This window comes from Sphingopyxis sp. (genome assembly GCF_050725655.1).
In the GTDB taxonomy this organism is placed as follows: Bacteria; Pseudomonadota; Alphaproteobacteria; order Sphingomonadales; family Sphingomonadaceae; genus Sphingopyxis.
Map to the genome: position 1 here is coordinate 1 of NZ_JBOHHT010000081.1, position 18,181 is coordinate 18,181.

At 64.6% G+C, this 18,181-nt stretch carries 16 protein-coding genes, 4 pseudogenes and 1 riboswitch; of the genes and pseudogenes, 11 read left to right on the top strand and 9 right to left on the bottom strand.

Features of this window, described 5'->3' with window-relative positions:
- On the top strand, nucleotides 1-941 hold a 941-nt coding region (locus tag ACREBX_RS11375), incomplete at its 5' end, for a hypothetical protein (RefSeq protein WP_431561860.1).
- Between the two features lie 73 nt (nucleotides 942-1,014).
- Nucleotides 1,015-1,962 (top strand): hypothetical protein, encoded by a 948-nt coding sequence (locus ACREBX_RS11380; RefSeq protein ID WP_431561861.1) that lies wholly within the window; start codon nucleotides 1,015-1,017, stop codon nucleotides 1,960-1,962.
- Nucleotides 1,963-2,133: 171 nt separating this feature from the next.
- Here the strand turns inward: ACREBX_RS11380 and ACREBX_RS11385 are convergent, their stop codons facing one another.
- The gene (locus tag ACREBX_RS11385) at nucleotides 2,134-2,970 is read right to left on the bottom strand and encodes an AraC family transcriptional regulator N-terminal domain-containing protein (protein ID WP_431561862.1); all 837 of its coding nucleotides are present in this window, start codon (nucleotides 2,968-2,970) and stop codon (nucleotides 2,134-2,136) included.
- Nucleotides 2,971-3,218: 248 nt separating this feature from the next.
- On the opposite strand from ACREBX_RS11385, the gene ACREBX_RS11390 reads away from it, so the two are divergent.
- Nucleotides 3,219-4,181, top strand: coding sequence for an SDR family NAD(P)-dependent oxidoreductase (locus ACREBX_RS11390; protein WP_431561863.1), 963 nt, complete (start codon nucleotides 3,219-3,221; stop codon nucleotides 4,179-4,181).
- 52 nt (nucleotides 4,182-4,233) lie between these two features.
- Here the strand turns inward: ACREBX_RS11390 and ACREBX_RS11395 are convergent, their stop codons facing one another.
- A complete protein-coding gene (locus tag ACREBX_RS11395) occupies nucleotides 4,234-4,530 on the bottom strand; it encodes a hypothetical protein (protein WP_431561864.1) in 297 nt (98 codons plus the stop codon).
- A gap of 346 nt (nucleotides 4,531-4,876) precedes the next feature.
- Nucleotides 4,877-5,080: riboswitch (cobalamin riboswitch) on the top strand.
- Between the two features lie 119 nt (nucleotides 5,081-5,199).
- Here ACREBX_RS11395 and metE point away from each other — a divergent pair.
- The 4 genes and pseudogenes from metE to ACREBX_RS11415 all read left to right on the top strand — a co-directional run bounded on the left by metE (nucleotide 5,200) and on the right by ACREBX_RS11415 (nucleotide 8,587).
- Nucleotides 5,200-7,500, top strand: a pseudogene (metE, locus tag ACREBX_RS11400) (5-methyltetrahydropteroyltriglutamate--homocysteine S-methyltransferase).
- Complete coding sequence (locus ACREBX_RS11405; RefSeq protein WP_431561865.1) at nucleotides 7,490-7,894, top strand: acyl-CoA thioesterase; 405 nt, start codon at nucleotides 7,490-7,492, stop codon at nucleotides 7,892-7,894. Before metE ends, ACREBX_RS11405 begins: the two are co-directional and overlap by 11 nt.
- Before the next feature lie 151 nt (nucleotides 7,895-8,045).
- A complete protein-coding gene (locus ACREBX_RS11410) occupies nucleotides 8,046-8,357 on the top strand; it encodes a hypothetical protein (RefSeq protein ID WP_431561866.1) in 312 nt (103 codons plus the stop codon).
- An 8-nt stretch (nucleotides 8,358-8,365) separates the two neighbouring features.
- Entirely contained in the window at nucleotides 8,366-8,587 is a 222-nt protein-coding gene (locus tag ACREBX_RS11415; RefSeq protein ID WP_431561867.1) for a hypothetical protein, read from the top strand.
- Here the strand turns inward: ACREBX_RS11415 and ACREBX_RS11420 are convergent.
- From ACREBX_RS11420 to ACREBX_RS11445, 6 genes and pseudogenes are all read right to left on the bottom strand, one after another.
- Nucleotides 8,584-9,645, bottom strand: coding sequence for a choice-of-anchor A family protein (locus tag ACREBX_RS11420; protein WP_431561868.1), 1,062 nt, complete (start codon nucleotides 9,643-9,645; stop codon nucleotides 8,584-8,586). The two genes, ACREBX_RS11415 and ACREBX_RS11420, sit on opposite strands and share 4 nt — an antisense overlap.
- A 153-nt stretch (nucleotides 9,646-9,798) precedes the next feature.
- Nucleotides 9,799-10,479 (bottom strand): DUF6445 family protein, encoded by a 681-nt coding sequence (locus tag ACREBX_RS11425; protein WP_431561869.1) that lies wholly within the window; start codon nucleotides 10,477-10,479, stop codon nucleotides 9,799-9,801.
- A complete protein-coding gene (locus ACREBX_RS11430) occupies nucleotides 10,467-11,768 on the bottom strand; it encodes an RNA polymerase sigma factor (RefSeq protein WP_431561870.1) in 1,302 nt (433 codons plus the stop codon). Before ACREBX_RS11430 ends, ACREBX_RS11425 begins: the two co-directional genes overlap by 13 nt.
- 96 nt (nucleotides 11,769-11,864) lie before the next feature.
- Nucleotides 11,865-12,215 (bottom strand): annotated as a pseudogene (locus tag ACREBX_RS11435) (YciI family protein); the annotation flags it as partial.
- Nucleotides 12,216-12,304: 89 nt separating this feature from the next.
- Nucleotides 12,305-12,520, bottom strand: a pseudogene (locus tag ACREBX_RS11440) (helix-turn-helix domain-containing protein); the annotation flags it as partial.
- A 296-nt stretch (nucleotides 12,521-12,816) separates the two neighbouring features.
- Nucleotides 12,817-13,314 (bottom strand): annotated as a pseudogene (locus ACREBX_RS11445) (GlxA family transcriptional regulator); the annotation flags it as partial.
- A gap of 127 nt (nucleotides 13,315-13,441) precedes the next feature.
- Here ACREBX_RS11445 and ACREBX_RS11450 point away from each other — a divergent pair.
- Together ACREBX_RS11450 and ACREBX_RS11455 are read left to right on the top strand one after the other, a co-directional pair.
- The gene (locus tag ACREBX_RS11450) at nucleotides 13,442-14,269 is read left to right on the top strand and encodes an alpha/beta fold hydrolase (RefSeq protein WP_431561871.1); all 828 of its coding nucleotides are present in this window, start codon (nucleotides 13,442-13,444) and stop codon (nucleotides 14,267-14,269) included.
- Nucleotides 14,270-14,325: 56 nt separating this feature from the next.
- Nucleotides 14,326-14,820 (top strand): hypothetical protein, encoded by a 495-nt coding sequence (locus ACREBX_RS11455; protein WP_431561872.1) that lies wholly within the window; start codon nucleotides 14,326-14,328, stop codon nucleotides 14,818-14,820.
- A 100-nt stretch (nucleotides 14,821-14,920) separates the two neighbouring features.
- Here the strand turns inward: ACREBX_RS11455 and ACREBX_RS11460 are convergent, their stop codons facing one another.
- The gene (locus ACREBX_RS11460; RefSeq protein ID WP_431561873.1) at nucleotides 14,921-15,799 is read right to left on the bottom strand and encodes an OmpA family protein; all 879 of its coding nucleotides are present in this window, start codon (nucleotides 15,797-15,799) and stop codon (nucleotides 14,921-14,923) included.
- 355 nt (nucleotides 15,800-16,154) lie between these two features.
- On the opposite strand from ACREBX_RS11460, the gene ACREBX_RS11465 reads away from it, so the two are divergent.
- Together ACREBX_RS11465 and ACREBX_RS11470 are read left to right on the top strand one after the other, a co-directional pair.
- Nucleotides 16,155-17,138, top strand: a complete 984-nt coding sequence (locus ACREBX_RS11465) for an NAD(P)H-dependent flavin oxidoreductase (RefSeq protein WP_431561874.1) — start codon at nucleotides 16,155-16,157, stop codon at nucleotides 17,136-17,138.
- A gap of 90 nt (nucleotides 17,139-17,228) precedes the next feature.
- Nucleotides 17,229-18,171 (top strand): IS630 family transposase gene (locus tag ACREBX_RS11470; RefSeq protein WP_431561875.1). Its coding sequence is split into 2 segments (ribosomal slippage): nucleotides 17,229-17,564 and nucleotides 17,566-18,171, totalling 942 coding nucleotides; the frame shifts between segments, so codons are not numbered across the junction.
- Nucleotides 18,172-18,181: the final 10 nt, after the last annotated feature.

Below are 18,181 nucleotides of genomic sequence, written 5' to 3' on the forward strand. Positions count from 1 at the left end.
TCCTCCCTGTCGCGAAGCGATGGGGAGGGGGACCGCTCGCGCAGCGAGTGGTGGAGGGGCGAAGGCAACGCAGCAACAACGGCGAAACATTAGCTGGACTGAAACTACTCGACGTCATAGCCTCCCAATTCTGCACGTCGAAGTTGGGGGGGGCTATGTCGGTCGCAGTAAAAATTCCGAAGAAGATTCAGGATCGCCTTCTCGCCGGAATAAAGAAATACCAGCCAATCGTCCGCAAGCTGGTCGCGCGCGATATTTCGGAGGCGGACACCGTCACCGTAATCAAAGACATGCTCAACGACATATTCGGCTATGACAAATATGCCGAAGTCACCAGCGAACAGCAGATCAGAGGCACCTTCTGCGACCTAGCAATCAAGATCGAAGGCAAAATCCAGTATCTGTGCGAAGTGAAATCGGCGGGAACGACGCTCAACGACAATCATCTTCGACAAGCAGTGAACTACGGCGCCCACCAAGGCATCGAATGGGTAATCCTGTCGAACGCCATCGTTTGGAAAATCTACAGGATCAAATTCGCCCAGCCCATCGAATGGGAAGAAGTGCTTTGCTTCGATTTCTCGCAGATCACGAGATCGGCTGACGATATCGCAAAGCTTTTCATGCTGTGCCGGGAGAGCATCAACAGCGAAACTTTGGACGCATTTCACCGGCAGGCGCAAATCGTGAATCGCTATGTGATCGCAGCTACGCTGCTTTCGGATGGTGTTATTGGCGCGTTGAGAAAAGAGTTTCGGCGACTCTTCGATGGCCTCAAAGTTACCGATGCAGATCTCCGAGTCATATTGGCCAACGAAGTCGTCAAGCGCGATGCACTGGATGGCGATGGCGCAACGGCGGCCAAGAACGTGTTGAAAAAGGCCGAGGGATCGCTGCGCCGAAAAGCAGCGAAGGCAGCGAAGTCGAATTCTACCGAATAGTAGAATCCCCTTTCCTACATTTCACCCATATGGTTCCTTCTATCGGTTTCACCTAACCGAAAAGGACGAATCGATGGACGACTCCCCGCACAATCCCGCGCATATCCCCGCCCCCGGCAGCTATCACTGGACCCCCAAGCTCCAGCGCGACTTCCTCGAAAGCGTCGCCACCACCGGGTCGGTGAAGATTTCGGCGGCCCGGGTCGGCATGTCGCCCGGCGCCGCCTATCAGCTCAAACAGCGGCCCGAGGGCGCGGCGTTCCGGCTTGGCTGGGCGGCGGCGGTGCTGATCGCGCGCTCGCGGCTTGCCGACGAACTGCTCGACCGCGCGATCTGGGGGCATGAGGAGACGACCGAACTGATGCGCGAGGAGGGCCGCAGCTTCGCCAGGCGCCGCCGCATCGATTCGCGCCTCGGCCTCGCGATGCTCGCGCGGCTCGACAAGATGGTCGAAACCCGCGCCACCCAAAAAGGAGGATGGGCCGGGGAAGAGATGCTCGCGCAGATCATCGCCGGCGACTGGCCCGGCTTCCTGTCGCTCTTCGACATCGATCTCGAAAACGCCGGTGCCGACGGCCATTCGGCCGCCCTCGCCCTCTGGCTCGCCGCGCGCGACAACCGCGCCAACCCGCTCGCAACCCTGTGGCGCGGAACCGCGATCGCGAATGAAGTTGCGCAGTTTTCCGCCACTTCCGAAGCCCAAGACGAAGCCGAACCGACCCCCGAGGAACAGGCCGCCCAAATGACCATCTGGCACGACGAGGAAACCGGCGAATGGCGCACGAACTTCCCGCCGCCCGACGGCTTTATCGGCATCGAAGAAGGCGTGTTCGGCGACGAGAATTATGAACGCACGCTCGACGCCGCCGAGGAAGACGCGTGGGAAAGCGCCCGCGCCGAAGCGTTCGCGCCGCTGCGCCAGGCCGGCGAAGCCGCCCGCCGCGCCTTCTTCGCCCTCCCCGATCCCGCGAACGATCCCGAACCCGAGGGCGGCAAAGCGCGGAAATCAGCGAGCGGCTGATCCATGGCGGGAAGAAAAATGGGAGCCGTAGCTTCTATCGAGATCCGGTTCAGGGTGAGCCGAAAATGGTGATTTCTCGCGACCCGGAGCGCAGCGTACTTCTGTACGTGAGCACCGGAAGCGCGGGAAATCACCATTTGCAGGCCGCCATGGGCCGGATATCGATAGAAGCTAAACCGCCGCCCCCACCTGCACCATAGCGCGCAGCCGTTCGGCATCGCGCGACGGCGGCAGGCCGAACGCGCGGGCATATTCGCGGCTGAACTGCGATGCGCTCTCGTATCCGACCGAATAGGCCGCGCGGCTTGCCTCGCTGCCGCTTGCCAGCAACCGCCGCGCCGCGTGGAGCCGCAGCGTCTTCTGGAACTGCAGCGGGCTCATCGCGGTCGCGGCCTTGAAATGCCGATGGAAGGAGGCAACGCTCATCCCCGCAATCTCCGCCAGCGCCGATGTGCGCAGCATCTCCTCATAATGATCGTGCATCCACAGGATCGCGCGGCGCACCCGCGACAGGCGGCTGTCCTCCTGCGCAATCGCGCAAAGCTGCCCGCCGAGCGGCCCCTGGAGCAGGCGATAGAGGATCTCGCGCTCGCGCATCGGCGCCAGCATCGAAATATCGTCCGGCCGGTCGAGCAACGCGAGCAGCCCCGCCCAGGCTTCGAGCATCTCGGGGGTGACTGCGGAGACCGCAAAGCCGGTCAGCTCGCCGCGCGGCGGTTCGTTGCCGATCGCCGCCGGGTCCATGCTGGCGATCAGGTCCGCAAGCACCGCACGGTCGAGCCGCAGCGCCGCGGCGACATAGGGTTTGTCGGGGGTCGCCTCGACCACGCGGCCGACCGCGGGCAGGTCGAGCGAGGCGACGAAATAGCTCGACGCGTCGTATCGCAGCACCGCGTCGCCGATCACGACCTGCTTCGTTCCTTGCAGGATCAGGCAGGTGACGGGTTCATAGACGGTCGCGACACCGTTCGTCGGCGCGCATTGCGTCGCAACGACCAGCCGCGGCACCGGCGACTCATAATAAGGAGAAACCGCGTGCCGCAGCACCTGAGCGCATATCGAGTCGAGCCTGTCCTGCATGGTCCCAACATCGGACACCGCGCGCCCGCGCGCAAGAAGCGCCGGCTCGCCCGCTTAGGTTTTGAGAGAATCGGGCAAGTGGATGCCATGATCGGGCAGCGATGCGGCGGGCGGGCACCCCATCTGGATAACAGCAGGGCACTCCCCTCCGCCCTGCACCATCCAAGGAGCTTAGCATGACCAAGTTCAACGCGAAATCGACCACCGACGACGTCCTTGCCGGGGTCGACCTGTCGGGCCAGCGCTTCCTCGTCACCGGCGTATCGGCCGGGCTCGGCGTCGAAACCGCGCGCGCGCTCGTCGCCCATGGCGCCGATGTCGTCGGCGCCGCCCGCGACCTGACCAAGGCCGAAGGCGCGACCGGCACCGTCCGCGAGGCAGCGAAGGCCAGCGGCGGCAGCTTCGAGCTGATCACGCTCGACCTCGCCTCGCTCGCCAGCGTCCGCGCCGCCGCCGACAAGCTCGTTGCCGACGGCCGCAAGTTCGACGTCGTCATCAACAATGCCGGGGTGATGGCCGCGCCCTTCGGCAAGACCGCCGACGGCTTCGAAACCCAGTTCGGCACCAATCATTTGGGCCACTTCACCTTCGCCAACCGCATCGCGCCCTTGATCAAGGACGGCGGCCGCCTCGTCAGCCTCGCCTCGTCGGGGCACCGCTTCTCCGACGTAAACCTCGAAGATCCGAACTTCGACAACGGCGATTATGAGCCTTGGGCCGCCTATGGCCGTTCGAAGACCGCGAACATCCTCTTCGCCGTCGAGTTCGACCGCCGCCACAAGGACCGCGGCGTGCGCGGCATCGCGCTCCACCCGGGCGGCATCCACACCGAACTCGGCCGTCACCTCGACGAAGGCGCGATCGAAGCGCTGCTCGAGCAGATCAACGCGTCGGCGCGCGAATCGGGCGGCGAGGAGTTCGAGTTCAAGTCGATCCCGCAGGGTGCGGCAACCTCGGTCTGGGCCGCGGCGGTCGCCGATCCGGCCGAAGTCGGCGGTCGCTATCTCGAGGATTGCCACATCGCCGAACTCGCCGACGACGATGGCCTGCGCGCCGGGGTCCGCGCCTATGCGCTCGACCCCGACAACGCCAAGGCGCTGTGGGCCAAGAGTGAGGAGATGGTCGGCGAGCGTTTCTGACGCCTCGATGACGAGAAAGGGCGGGCGGCCATCTGGTCGCTCGCCCTGCGTCCTAGCCGACGACCCAATAGTCGGCGGCGCCGCCAGGCTCGAACCCGCGACGGCAAATCACTTCGCCCTCGCTCGTCAGTTCCGCCCACGCGCCGATCGGTTCGCGCTCCATCATCACCAGCGCCGCGGCGACATCCTCGGCCTCGAACGCGACGCGCTTTTCCATCCCGAACCATGCATCCTGGTATCGCAGGACATAGGTCTTCAGCACGGGAGAGTCGGCCGGGATTTCCGGGCGCGGCAGACAGTCGCATTCGCCGTCGTTGGAGCCGCTGGGATTTTGCTGGGGGAACTTCATTGGGGGAGAGCCTTCGGTGGGGGAAACGAAGGGGGCAGTCCCGTCGGCCTGCTTGGCCGTGACCGCCGCCGGGGCGAAAGGATATTGGTCGGCGTTGCGTCTCCTGTGCCCCATGGGCGTGCGGACGGCGCCACGAACGGCGGCGCGAAGCGTCCGAAATTATGTGCCATATCATTGCCATACACGCTGCCACCGCTGCCGCCCCGTTCGACGGGCCGCCATTTCGAATCGACAAACGACTTGACGATGGCATGGCGCGAGAGGCTGGGACGCCGTCCGATCCGCGCCCCAGAAATACGATATAAAGAATTCTTTATATGCGTGTTGACAGAGCCCACCATTTCGCTATGTTTCAAGCTGTCGAGGTTCTCCGCACCGTTTGCACGGCACGGAGCTAAGACGGGAAGCCGGTTCAAAGCCGGCGCTGCCCCCGCAACTGTAAGCGGTGAGCGGCGGTCGATACGTGTCACTGGTCCGGCAAGGGGCCGGGAAGGCCAGACCGCCGCGTCGATCCGTGAGCCAGGAGACCTGCCTCGTCAGATACGTCCTCCGGCGGGGTGTCCGGTCAGGCCGCATGCATGGCTGCGCCCGACCCTTGCTTTGCGGGCGCGGATCACTGTGCGTTCGCGTCTGTCCGGCGCCTTGCCCCCTTGCAAGGTGCTTGAAGAAATGACTGTCAGCGTCGCCACCCTCGGCTTCCCCCGCATCGGCCTCCGCCGCGAGCTCAAATTCGCGCTCGAAAGCTATTGGGCGGGCAAGTCCACCCTCGCCGAACTGCAGACCGCCGCATCGGGCCTCCGCGCCCTCCATTGGACTCGGCAATAGGCACTCGGCGCCGACGTTCTGCCCTCGAACGACTTCTCGCTCTACGACCATGTCCTCGATACCAGCTCACTGATCGGTGCCGTTCCCGCGCGCTATGACTGGAGCGGCGAGACGGTCGACTCCGACCTCTATTTCGCCATGGCGCGCGGCGCACAGGGGCCTTCTGCCTGCGGCCACAGCCATGACACCACCGCCCAGGAAATGACCAAATGGTTCGACACCAACTATCATTTCCTCGTCCCCGAGCTCGCCGCGGGCCAGCGTTTCCGCATCGCCTCGACCAAGATCTTCGACGAATTTGAGGAAGCCAAGGCGCTTGGCTACTCCACCCGCCCCGTTCTCCTCGGCCCCGTCTCCTACCTGATGCTCGCCAAGGGCAAAGCGGTCGAACCGCTAGCGCTCCTGCCGCAGCTCCTCGACACCTACGCCGAAATCCTCGCGCGTCTCGCCAAGGCGGGCGCCGAGTGGATCCAGATCGACGAGCCGTGCCTCGTCCTCGACCTCGACACCGAACAGCGCACCGCATTCGAACGCGCCTACGCCCGCCTCGCTACCTGCGGACCGAAGCTCATGCTCACCACTTACTTCGGCGGTCTCGGTGACAATCTCGATCTCGTCGCCGACCTTCCGGTTCACGGCCTCCACCTCGACCTCGTCCGCGCGCCCGATCAGCTCGAACCCGCACTCACGAAACTCCAGCCGCACGTGCTCCTCTCGCTCGGCGTCATCGACGGCCGCAACGTCTGGCGCGCCAATCTCCCCGCCCTCTATTGGCGCCTCAAGGACCTTGCCGGCAAACGCGACCTCATCCTCGCGCCCTCCTGCTCGCTCCTCCATACTCCCGTCGATCTTGCGCTCGAAACGTCGCTCGACCCTGAAATCGCCCAGTGGCTGAGCTTCGCGGTGCAAAAGATCGAGGAGCTCGCCGCGCTCGCCAAAGCACTGAACGAAGGCGAGGACGCCAGCTTCGCCGCCTTCTCCGCCTCGCGCATCGCCGCGGTCGCACGCCAGACCTCGCCGAAAATCCACGCCCCGCAGGTCGCCCAGCGCCTTGCTGCCCTTGATGACAGCGCCACCAACCGCGCCTCTCCCTTCACCACGCGCCGCGAAGCGCAGCAGGCGCGCCTCGCACTCCCCGCCTACCCCACCACGACGATCGGCAGCTTCCCGCAAACCCCCGAGGTCCGCAAGGCGCGCGCTGCGCATATCAAGGGCGAGATCGACGACGCGACCTATGACCAGTATCTCCGCGTCGAAACGCGCGCAGCGGTCAAATGGCAGGAGGAAATCGGCCTCGACGTCCTCGTCCACGGCGAGTTCGAACGCAACGACATGGTGCAATATTTCGGCGAGCAGCTCGCCGGCTTCGCCTTCACTCGTGCCGGCTGGGTGCAAAGCTATGGCTCGCGCTGCGTCCGCCCGCCGATCCTGTACGGCGACGTCTCGCGCCCCGAGCCCATGACCGTCGGCTGGTGGCGCTATGCGCAGGACCAGACCGACCGCCCGATGAAGGGCATGCTCACCGGCCCCGTGACCATCCTCAACTGGTCGTTCGTCCGCGACGATCAGCCGCGCGAGACCAGCTGCCGCCAGATCGCGCTCGCGATCCGCGATGAGGTGCAGGACCTCGAGGCGGCCGGCGCCGCGATCATCCAGATCGACGAAGCCGCGCTGCGCGAAGGTCTCCCCCTCCGTCGCAGCGAGTGGCAGCATTATCTCGACTGGGCGGTCGACAGCTTCCGCATCACATCGTCGGGCGTCCGCGACGATACCCAGATCCACACGCATATGTGCTATTCGGAGTTCAACGACATCATCCGCGCGATCGGCGCGATGGACGCCGACGTCATCTCGATCGAGACCGCGCGGTCGCAGATGGAGCTGCTGGGCGCCTTCGAAACCTATGCCTATCCGAACGAGGTCGGCCCCGGCGTCTACGACATCCACAGCCCCCGCATCCCGGCGGAGCGCGAGATGACCGACCTGCTGACGCTGGCGGGCAAGCATCTGCCGCCGCAGCAAATCTGGGTGAACCCCGACTGCGGGCTCAAGACGCGCAAATGGGGCGAGGTTCGCCCCGCACTGGTCGCCATGGTCGCCGCCGCGCAGGCGATGCGCATCCGGGGCGCCTATAATGCAGACTGAGCCCACCATGCCGGCCGGCCAACCCGCCGTTCGCGTCACCGCCATGCCCGCCAACGCCAATGTCTATGGCGACATCTTCGGTGGCTGGCTGATGGCGCAGATGGACCTCGCGGCGTCGTCGGTGGCCTCGCGCCACGCCCGCGGCCGCGCGGTGACGATCTCGGTGGAAGGCATGTCCTTTCACCGCCCCGTCTTTGTCGGCGACGAGGTCTCGGTGTTCGGCCGCCTCGTCAAGGTCGGCCGCACATCGATGCACGTCGAGGTCGAGACCTGGGCGCGCGACCGCCACGCCGACGAGGACAACAAGGTAACGCAGGCGGTCTTTATCTTCGTCGCGGTTGGCCCCGACCGCCGTCCGCGCGCCGTCCGCCCGCTCACCGGGGAGATCGCCTAGACAAAAGGCACCGCCGGGAAGCCATTCCCGGCGGTGCCTTACAATGTCCCCGCGGTGTCCCCATATAGAAACTATCGCGGCACGCGTTCTTCGTAGGCCGCCGCGACTGAGAGACTTGCGCGCTCCCGCTTACAAGGAGGAGCCGCGCCCCATGAATTCCGAAACGAGCCCCGCCGACCCGACCGTCACCGACGAGACCGCGGCCCCCGTCAAGACGCGATCGAACAGCTTCTTCCGCAAAAAGCGCACTCCGCTCCCCAGCGACGACGCGCGGCGACAGGGCGATATCAGCCAGCTCGCCTTCCTGACGATGGGCGGGCGCGATCCCGCGATAGCCTTTCTCAACACCGAGAATGCCGAACTCGGCGGCCGCCCGCTCGCCGTCGCGACCGCCAGCGACACCGGCTATGAACAGGTCGCCACCGCAATCCGCGCCTGGACCCGCGATCCGGGCTTCGAATGAGCCGCGCGATGAACCTCGCGCTCTCCGAGAGCGAGGTCAAGCAAATCTGCCTGTCGCAAGGTGTCAGCATCAGCGCGATCGAGCCGCTGCAATCGGGCGGCACCCGTCTCGTCTGCACCACCCCCGCCGGCGCAGAAGAAATGCGCCTGCGCCTGCGCGGCCACATCATCGATGGCGTGGTCTCCCGCCATCGCTTCTACCGCCCACCAGGCGCGCAGGGGGGTTATTAGCCCCGACGCCTCCGCCGCAGCATCAGCCCCGCAACTCCCAGCCCGAACAGGCCGACCATCCCCGGTTCGGGCACCGGCACCGCGCCGCCGCCCGTCGAACTGTCGCTGCCGCTCGAACCGCCACCCGAAGGCGAGGTCGCATAACCGCCCTTGAAGGTGCCGATATGCATCTCGCCATTCTGCTTGAGATTGCCGAACACCGCCGATCCTTGGATGTAATTGCGCGTTTCGGCATCGGCGAGCGGCGCGAGCACCGATCCACCCCATGCGGTGGTCAGCTTCAGATCCTCGGCTTCGGGGAAATTCCAGATCACCCGTTCGCCCAGATTGTTCGTGCCCCCCAGGAAATTGTCGTTGAGGTTGATCGACCGGCCGCTGACATTGACGATCGCGGTGTCGGCGCCGTTCAGGTTGAACTGGATCTCGCCGATCTTGTCGAGATCGGCCGCGGTGATGTTGAACACCGCCAGCCCCTGCGCATTCGGCTGCGCGGTAAAGGCACCGCGATTTCCCAGCACCGTCAGCTGGCTGTTCGACTTGAGCGTGCCCATCTCGAACGACAGGCTACCCATGCTGCTCTTCAATTCGGCCTTGCTCTGTTGCAGCCCCAGCCCGAACGCCGGATTGCTCGCATCGAGGTTCGAAATCACCGTATTCTGGTTGACGTTGGTGTTGCTGATCGTCCCGCCGACCTTAACCGTCTGGTTCGGGCCGTTGAGATTGAAGCCGCTCGACACGTTGCCGCCGATCACGGCGCCCGATCCATTGTTCAGATTCTTGTGATTGCCCGTGACATTGCCGACGACGGTCAGTCCTGGCTGGCCGCTCGGCGAGGTCGTCGCGCGGATGCCATAGTTCGACGAATTGCCGCTAAGGTTGCCACCGACAAAGGTGCGCCCTTCGACTTCGGACGAGGATTCGAGGTTGCCGAGCACGACGAGGTTCCACTCACGCAGCGCATCGATGCCGGTGATCGCCTTGCTTTGCGCTAGAGCGGGCAGCGTCAGCGCGGTTGCTACGATCGCGACGGGAAACAGGATATGGGTCGGAAAGGCCACAGGATTAACGTCCAGTTTTCAATGGGAAGGCGCGGGCGCCCATAGGGCGTTCGTCGTCCGACTTACACCGAAGTGCGGCTGGCCGTTGTCCCGTTCCGGAACAGCGGCCCGAAACCATCGCGCAGCCGTGCCAAAATCGCGGCGGACGCGACCCTAACCGATGGAGAGGAAGGCAGTCACCGTCAGACGCCCCGCCCCGGGGTCCGCCGACAGCGCATTATCTGGCGAGATCGCGCCGCTGTGCAGGTTCCAGCTGCGATAAAGAAGCGCACGATTATAGCGCGCCGGCTCGGTGCGGATGCATTCGAACAGCGGCGTATCGCCCAGAACATATTCGGGCAGCGGTACGCCGCCGTGGCGCATTTCCATATCGAGATGCCGGAAGAACAGGTCGCGCCGCATTTCATCAACCATTTCGAACCCTGTCGAGCGGTGACGGAAAAATGCGGTGCCATCGCCGTCTCCGGGCGACAGATAATGGACGAGCGCAATGCGATCCTCGGTAAAGGCGTCGATATGCGGCAGGCGCTGCGGGATGGCCAACTCGCCCGCCGGGGTCGAGACGATCGAAAAGCTCGCATCGACGACGGTGATCGGCCCGGTCCGTCCAAACGCTTCGGCGGCGGCGGCGGCGATGATGGGGAGCTGCATCGCGAGATAGTCAGCGGGGAGTACCGCACGCACGCCCGGAAAATGGTTGAGCGCCGGGGTAAAATCGACCGCCTGTGCAAAGCTCCGCAAGCCATCGGGATCGCGTGCGAAATCGTCGAGGATGACAAGCGGCTGCGCCTCGGCGCCGATGCTTTCGATGCGCACCAAGGTCATTCGGCGCATGCCGCGGCGCGCGCCAGCAGGAATTCGCGTTCGCGCTCGTTAGTCGACAGAGCCGCCGCTGCTTCGAACTGCGTCCTGGCTTCGCCCGTCCGTCCTGCGCGGAACAGGAAATCGCCGCGGGCGGCGGGCAGGGGCGCATAATTGCGCAGCGCCGCCTCCCCGGCGATTTCGTCGACCAGCCGCAATCCGGCCTCGGGGCCGAACGCCATGCTGTATGCGACCGCGCGATTGAGTTCGACCACCGGCGACGGCGTCACCTGCCCCAGCCGGTCGTAGAGGCCCGCAATACGCTGCCAGTCGGTTGCCTCCGCCGAACGCGCCCGGGCATGGCATGCCGCAAGCGCAGCCTGCAGCGCATAAGGCCCATCAGCCCCGCCAAGCGCCTCGGCCCGATCGAGCGCATTGAGCCCACGGCGGATCAACAACTGGTCCCACCGTGCCCGGTTCTGCTCGGTCAGCGGGACAAACCGTCCACCCGGCCCCGCCCGCGCCGTCAGCCGCGACGCCTGAATTTCCATCAGCGCGAGCAACCCCAGAACCTCGGGCTGTTCGGGCATCAACCCAGCCAAAATGCGCCCTAATCGCTGCGCCTCGCCGCACAGCGGCGGTCGGACGAGGGATGGCCCCGTGGTGGCCGCATAGCCTTCGTTGAAGATCAGATACACGACCTCGAGCACCGACCCCAGCCGGGCCGTCAGTTCCGACCCGCGCGGCACCTCGAACGCCACCCCCGCCTTGCCGATCGCCTTCTTGGCGCGCGTGATCCGCGCCGCGATCGTGGCTTCGTTAGACAGGAACGCGCGCCCAATCTCTTCGACAGTGAGCCCGCCGACGAGCCGCAACGTCAGCGCAGCGCGCGCCTCGGGCGAAATCACCGGATGACAGGCGGCGAAGATCAGCCCGAGCAGCTCGTCGCCGAGCGGATCGTCGAGTGCCGCCTCGACGGCCTCCACGCTCATATCGCGCTCCTCATCGAGTTCGCGGGCGATTTCGGCATGTTTCCGCTCCCGCATCATATGGTGCCGGGCGCCATCGATCACCCGCCGTTTCGCCGTCGCGGTCAGCCAGGCGCCCGGATTATCGGGCACTCCCGACTTCGGCCATTCGGTCAACGCGATCAGCAGCGCCTCCTGCGCCAGTTCCTCGGCCCGGTCGACGTCGCGCGTCATCCGCGCGAGCGCGGCGATGAGCCGCGCCCGCTCGATCCGGAACACCGCTTCGATCGCACGGTGGGTTTCCTCGGCTGCCATGCCGGCCTTCTCGACCAACGCGGCCGGAGAGGCAAGCATGGCGGCCTGCACGACTTAATCGCCGCCCAGCTTTTCGCGGAGACGCTGTTCGCGTTCGGCAAACTCGGGCGTCATCGCTTCGCCGAAATCCTCCATTTCATAAAAAGGGCGGATTTCGAGTTCGCTCGGCCCCGGCATCGGGTTCGGGCAGCGCTTCGCCCACGCGACCGCTTCGTCCATATCCTTGACCTCCCAGACCCAATAGCCCGCGACGAGTTCGCGCGTCTCGGCGAAGGGTCCGTCGATCACCGTCCGGCTCGCGCCATCGAACGCGATGCGCTTGCCGGCCGACGAGGGTTTCAACCCATCGCCGTCGACCATCACCCCGGCGTTCACCAGCTCTTCGTTGAACTTGCCCATCGCCTCGAACATTTCGGTCATGTCCTCGGTCGGCAGCAGGCCCTTTTCGCTGTCCTCGGTCGCTTTGACAAAGACCATTACACGCATCGTCCATCTCCTTTTTCATCGGGCCAACAGCGGCTCCTACCCAGACGACGAACGAGCCGTCGCCAAATCGACACGAGCGCGAAAAAATTTCAGGCGACCTCCGCCAGCGACTGCGGCGTCGAAAAACGCTGCCGATATTCGTTCGGTGACAGGCCGATCAGGCGGTGGAACAATTTGCGGAACGCCGCCGCATCTTCATAGCCCACCGACCATGCGATCTGATCGACCGTCCGCTTGGTAAATTCGAGCAGCTCGCGCGCCTTGCCGACGCGGATATGCTGGACATATTCGACGGGCGTCATCCCCGTCGCCGCCTTGAAGCGGCGCTGGAAGGTCCGCTCCTCCATCCCCGCTTCGCCCGCCATCTCCGCGACGGCGACCGGCCCAGCGCCGCGCGCCTGCAGTGCTGCACCTTCAGGATCGCTTCATCGCCGTGCGTCAGCTTCGGTGCGAAACTCGCATAATGTTTCTGCTCGCGCCCCGACGGGTCGATCAGCAGGAAGCGCGCGGTCTCCATCATCACCGTCGGCCCCAGCAAGCGTTCGACGATGCGCAGCCCGAGATCGGTCCACGCCATCAATCCGCCGGCGGTGACGATGTCGCCATCGTCGATCACCATCCGGTCGGCTTCCATCCGCACGTCGGGAAAGCGGTTCCGGAACTCCTCGGCGAAGAACCAGTGCGTCGTCGCCGGCCGCCCCGCGAGCAATCCCGTCGCCGCCAGCGCGAACGCCCCACCGCAATTTGATGCCAGCACCGTGCCTTGCGCATGCCGGTCGAGCAGCCAGCGCGCATAGGGCTCAACCTCTCCCGGCTCGAGCAATTTGTGCAGGCTCCCCGGCGCGATCAGCACCGCGGGCGAATTGCCCGCCGCCTCGGCCGGATGGCTGTCGTACCAGCGCGCGAAGCCGCCGGCCTCCTGCAGCCGCCAATGGCTGACCCGGATCGGGCGCCGGCCGTGATCCACCGCAAAGCGCCCCGCGACATCGAACAAGTCGGTAATCCCATGCACCATGCCCATCTGACAGTCGGGATAGGTCATCATCCCGACCTCGACGAGCGGCAGGTTGGTAGCGTCCGGCACCTTCAGCTTGGCCATATCGGCTCCTTTGTCGGAATCGGCCCGGATAATGTCGCGTCCGCCAATCCCGATCAAGCGCGCATCGCCGTATCTGTTGTTTCACCGGGACGGACACCCCGCCCTTCGAACGGAAAGGAACCATATCATGACCACGATCACCACCAAGGACGGTACGAACATCTTCTTCAAGGATTGGGGTCCGAAGGACGCGCAGCCGATCGTCTTCTCGCACGGCTGGCCGCTCAGCGCCGACGCCTGGGACGCCCAGATGGTCTTCTTCGCCAATCACGGCTTCCGCACCATCGCCCACGACCGCCGCAGCCACGGCCGCTCGGATCAGGTCTGGGACAATAACAATATGGACCAGTATGCCGACGACCTCGCCGAACTGATCGAACAGCTGGGCCTCAAAGACGTCATCCTCGTCGGCCACTCGACCGGCGGCGGCGAAGTCACCCGCTATATCGGCCGTCACGGCACCAGCCGCGTCGCCAAGGTCGCCCTGATCGGCGCGGTTCCCCCGCTGATGCTCAAAACCGAAGCCAATCCCGGCGGCCTGCCGCTCGACGTCTTCGACGGCATCCGCAAGGGCACCTTCGACAACCGCCCGCAATTCTTCAAGGATCTGACTCTGCCCTTCTACGGCTATAACCGCGACGGGGCGGTGGTCAGCGAAGGGGTGCGCGACGAATTTGTCCGCCAGGGCATGAACGGCGGCCTCAAGGGCCTGCTCGACAGCATTCGCGCCTTTTCGGAAAGCGACTTCAACGAAGATTTGAAGAAATTCGACAAGCCGACGCTTGTCCTCCACGGCGACGACGACCAGATCGTGCCGATCGGCGCCGCGGCGCTCTCGACGGTCAAGATCGTCAAGCAGGCGGTGCTCAAGGTCTATGAAGGCGGCGCGCACGGCCTGACGATCACCGAGCAGGACCGCTTCAACACGGACCTTCTCGACTTCATCAACAGCTGATAAGGAAGAGGCGCGGGCCCCCGACCGCGCCTCCTCGCTTTTTAAGGAGACGTGTCATGATCCTCGGTTTGACCATCCCGCAGTTCACCGCCCTCCATGTCGCGATCAGCTTCGTCGGCATCGGTGCCGGTCTCATCGCCCTTCCCGCCTTCGCCCGCGGCCGCATCCTGCCCCGCACGAATGGCGTCTTCCTCTGGACGACCTTGCTCACCAGCCTGACGGGCTTTCTCTTCCCGATCCTTGCTTTCACCCCGGCACTCGGCACGGGGATCGTCTCGACGCTGGTGCTCGCGGCCGCCTTCTGGGCCTGGTACGGCCGCAAGCTCGCCGGCCGTGCCGTCACGCTTTATGCGATCACCGCGACAGCGGCGCTCTACCTCAACCTTTTCGTACTGGTCGTGCAGTCCTTCCTGAAGGTCCCCGCGCTCAACGCGCTCGCCCCGAACGGAACCGAAGGCCCCTTCGTCGCGGCACAAGGCGCACTCCTCCTTACCGCGATCCTGTTCGGCTATCTTGCCGTCAAGGCCAGCCGCCGCCCGATCGCAACCTGACCCACCCGGAAACGACGAAGGGCGGCCTCACGGCCGCCCTTGTCTCGCTCGCATTTCCCGGTCGGGAATGCCGGGGTGGGCGCCGCCCACCCCGCGCATCTTACATACCGTCGAGGCCCTTGCTGACCAGAATATTCACCGCAACGCGGCGATTCTGTGCCTTGCCTTCAACTGTGCCATTGTCTGCCGCCGGGTCGGCTTCAGCCATCCCGGTGGGGGTCAGCATACGATAGGGCTTCCAGCCGCACGCCTGCTGAAGATGATTGACGACACGGCTTGCGCGCTTTTCGCTGAGCTCCTGGTTCAACTCCTGGCTTCCCGTCGAATCGGTATAACCGACGACGAGCAGCAGGGCATTGTCCATCCCACCGGCCTGGCTTGCCGCGCTGCAGAGGTCGGCTTTCCCCTGCTCGGACAGCACGGCCTTGCCGGTGTCGAAGTTCACGTTGGTCGTGCCCTTGACATTATATTGGTCGATATCGCCCACGCGGCTGCGCAGCGCTTCGGTCGCCGCCGTCTGTTCGGCAAAGCGCTGGTCGGTGCCGGTGTGGATCATCGATGCGGTCCGCAGGTCCTTGCTCTTCAGCTCGACCTGGCTTGCCACCAGCCCGCCGTCCCACTGCAACGTGTCGATGGTGACAGGCAGGCCGTTGAGCAGCTGAGTCGCGCCAAGCTTGTCGCGGTTTAGGCCCAGGAAGCCACCGCTGCTCTTGATCTTGGTGTAGTCGGCGATCGCGACGCTCGTGCTGCTGCCATCGGCGGTCACGACCTTGATCCGGCCATCGGTGCGCGCGGCGATGATGCCCTCGACCTTGGGTCCCTTGGTCATCTGGTCGGGCGAAGGCAGCGTGCCGACGACGGTCGCCATGACTTCGCCATCGTTCGCATCCTGCTCCTGCGCAGCGAGGCTCCCCGTTGCGGTGCCGGCCAGTAAGGCCAGCGCCAATAAAATTCTCGGACTCTTGGAAACGGCGCCCATATACTTCTCCTTTAAACAGCCGCCCGCGCAGATGGTCCCGCGTGTTCGCGTGGTCCGTTCTGGGACAAGATTACTCGTGACAGAGGCGAAGGTTGCGCAGGTCATCGGGCATATGGGGCGGCGGGCCGATAAGGCCGTGTCGCAAAAGCGTAATTTTTTTCGTTCGTAAATTTACGAGGTAGAAATTCAGCTGTAATCGCCAACAGTCGGCATTCTGGAAAGCGGCGCTTACGGACGCGATCGAATGCCCGTTCCGCACGACGATCATCCGCCACGCCCGCCTAGCCTGATACCGGCTTGCGCAGCTTTCCGTTTACGTTAAGGTTAGTTTCAAACTGCAACCGGAGAGTGATTCATGGCCCTTCCCCCGATTTTCGACCGCCTGCGCCTGCCCGTGATCGGCTCGCCGTTGTTTATCGTGTCGGGACCCGAACTTGTCATCGCGCAGTGCAAGGCGGGCGTCGTCGGCAGCTTCCCGGCACTCAACGCTCGCCCGCAGTCCGTGCTTGACGAGTGGTTGCACCAGATTACCGAAGAACTTGCCGCGTGGGACCGCGCCAATCCCGACCGGCTGTCGGCGCCTTACGCCGTCAACCAGATCGTCCATAAGTCGAACGACCGGCTGCTCGACGACATTGCGACGTGCGAGAAATGGAAAGTGCCGATCACGATCACCTCGCTCGGCGCGCGCGAGGAACTCAACCAAGCGGTCCACGGCTGGGGCGGAATCACGCTCCACGACATCATCAACGACCGCTTTGCGCGCAAGGCGATCGAGAAGGGTGCCGACGGTCTGATTCCTGTCGCCGCGGGTGCCGGCGGCCATGCCGGCGTCCAGTCGCCTTTCGCGCTGGTTCAGGAAATTCGCGAATGGTTCGACGGCCCGATCGCGCTGTCGGGTGCCATCGGCCATGGCCGCTCGGTTCTCGCCGCGCAGGCGTGCGGCGCCGACCTTGCCTATATCGGCAGCGCCTTCATCGCGACCGAAGAAGCCAATGCGCCCGATGGGTACAAGGACGGCATCGTCGAGGGCCGGGCCGGCGACATCGTCTATTCGAACCTCTTCACCGGCGTGCATGGCAATTACCTTCGCCAGTCGATCGTCTCCGCGGGCATGGACCCCGACAATCTCCCCGAAGGCGATCTCAAGACGATGAACTTCGGCTCGGGCGGCAACACCAAGGTCAAGGCGTGGAAGGACATCTGGGGCTCGGGCCAAGGCATCGGCCCGGTCACCGCGGTCCGCCCGGTCGCCGAATATGTCACCGAGCTCGAAGCGCAATATCTCGCCGCGCGCCGCGAACTCGAAGCCAAGGTACGGCTTAATCCAAGTGCCTAGAGCGTGATCTTGTTTGAATGAATCGAAAGGGGATTCCCGCGCGGGCGATTTTCTGATTCAAGCTGCTGGCTGGTACGGAGGTCAGCAGGGATGAGCCGAGCCTATTCGATAGATTTGCGAGAGCGGGTGGTTGCGGCGATGGCGGGGGGTCTTTCGTCGCGGTCTGCGGCGGCGCGCTTTGGTGTGAGCGTGGCGAGCGCGGTGCGCTGGTCGCAGCGTCAGAGGCGGACGGGCGGGGTCGCGCCGGGCAAGCTTGGTGGTCACAGGAAGCCGGTGCTGTTGCCGGAACGCGCGTGGCTTTTGGCGCGTGTCGCCGCCGAGCCGGACCTGACCTTGCGCGGGTTGCTGGCCGAACTGGCCGAGCGCGGGGTCAGGGCGAGCTATGGCGCGCTGTGGCTGTTCCTCGCACGCGAGGGACTGTCGTTCAAAAAAAAGCCTGTTCGCCAGCGAGCAGGATCGGCCCCAGATCGCCAGACGGCGGGCGCAGTGGAAGAAATATCAGGGCCGACTTGATCCCAAGCGCCTCGTCTTCATCGACGAAACCTGGGCCAAGACCAATATGACGCGCACCCACGGCCGGGCCCGGCGAGGCGAGCGGCTCCATGCCAAGGCGCCGTTCGGCAAGTGGCATACGCTGACCTTCCTCGCCGCTCTGCGTCATGACCGGATCGACGCGCCCTGCGTGCTCGACGGCCCCATCAACGGCCAACTCTTCACCGCCTATGTCGAGCAGTTCCTCGTCCCCACCCTCGCACCCGGCGACATCGTCATCATGAACAACCTCGGCAGCCATAAAGGCCAGGCCGTGCGCCAAGCCATCCGCGCCGCAGGCGCAAAGCTCCTGTTCCTTCCGCCCTACAGTCCAGACCTCAATCCCATCGAGCAGGTCTTCGCCAAGCTCAAAACACTGCTGCGCCGAGCCGGCGAGCGATCCGTCGAAGCAACATGGAAACGCATCGGCACCCTCCTCGACGCCTTCCAACCCTTTGAGTGCGCAAATTACCTCAGAAACTCCGGCTATGCTTCAATCTAAGACGATCACG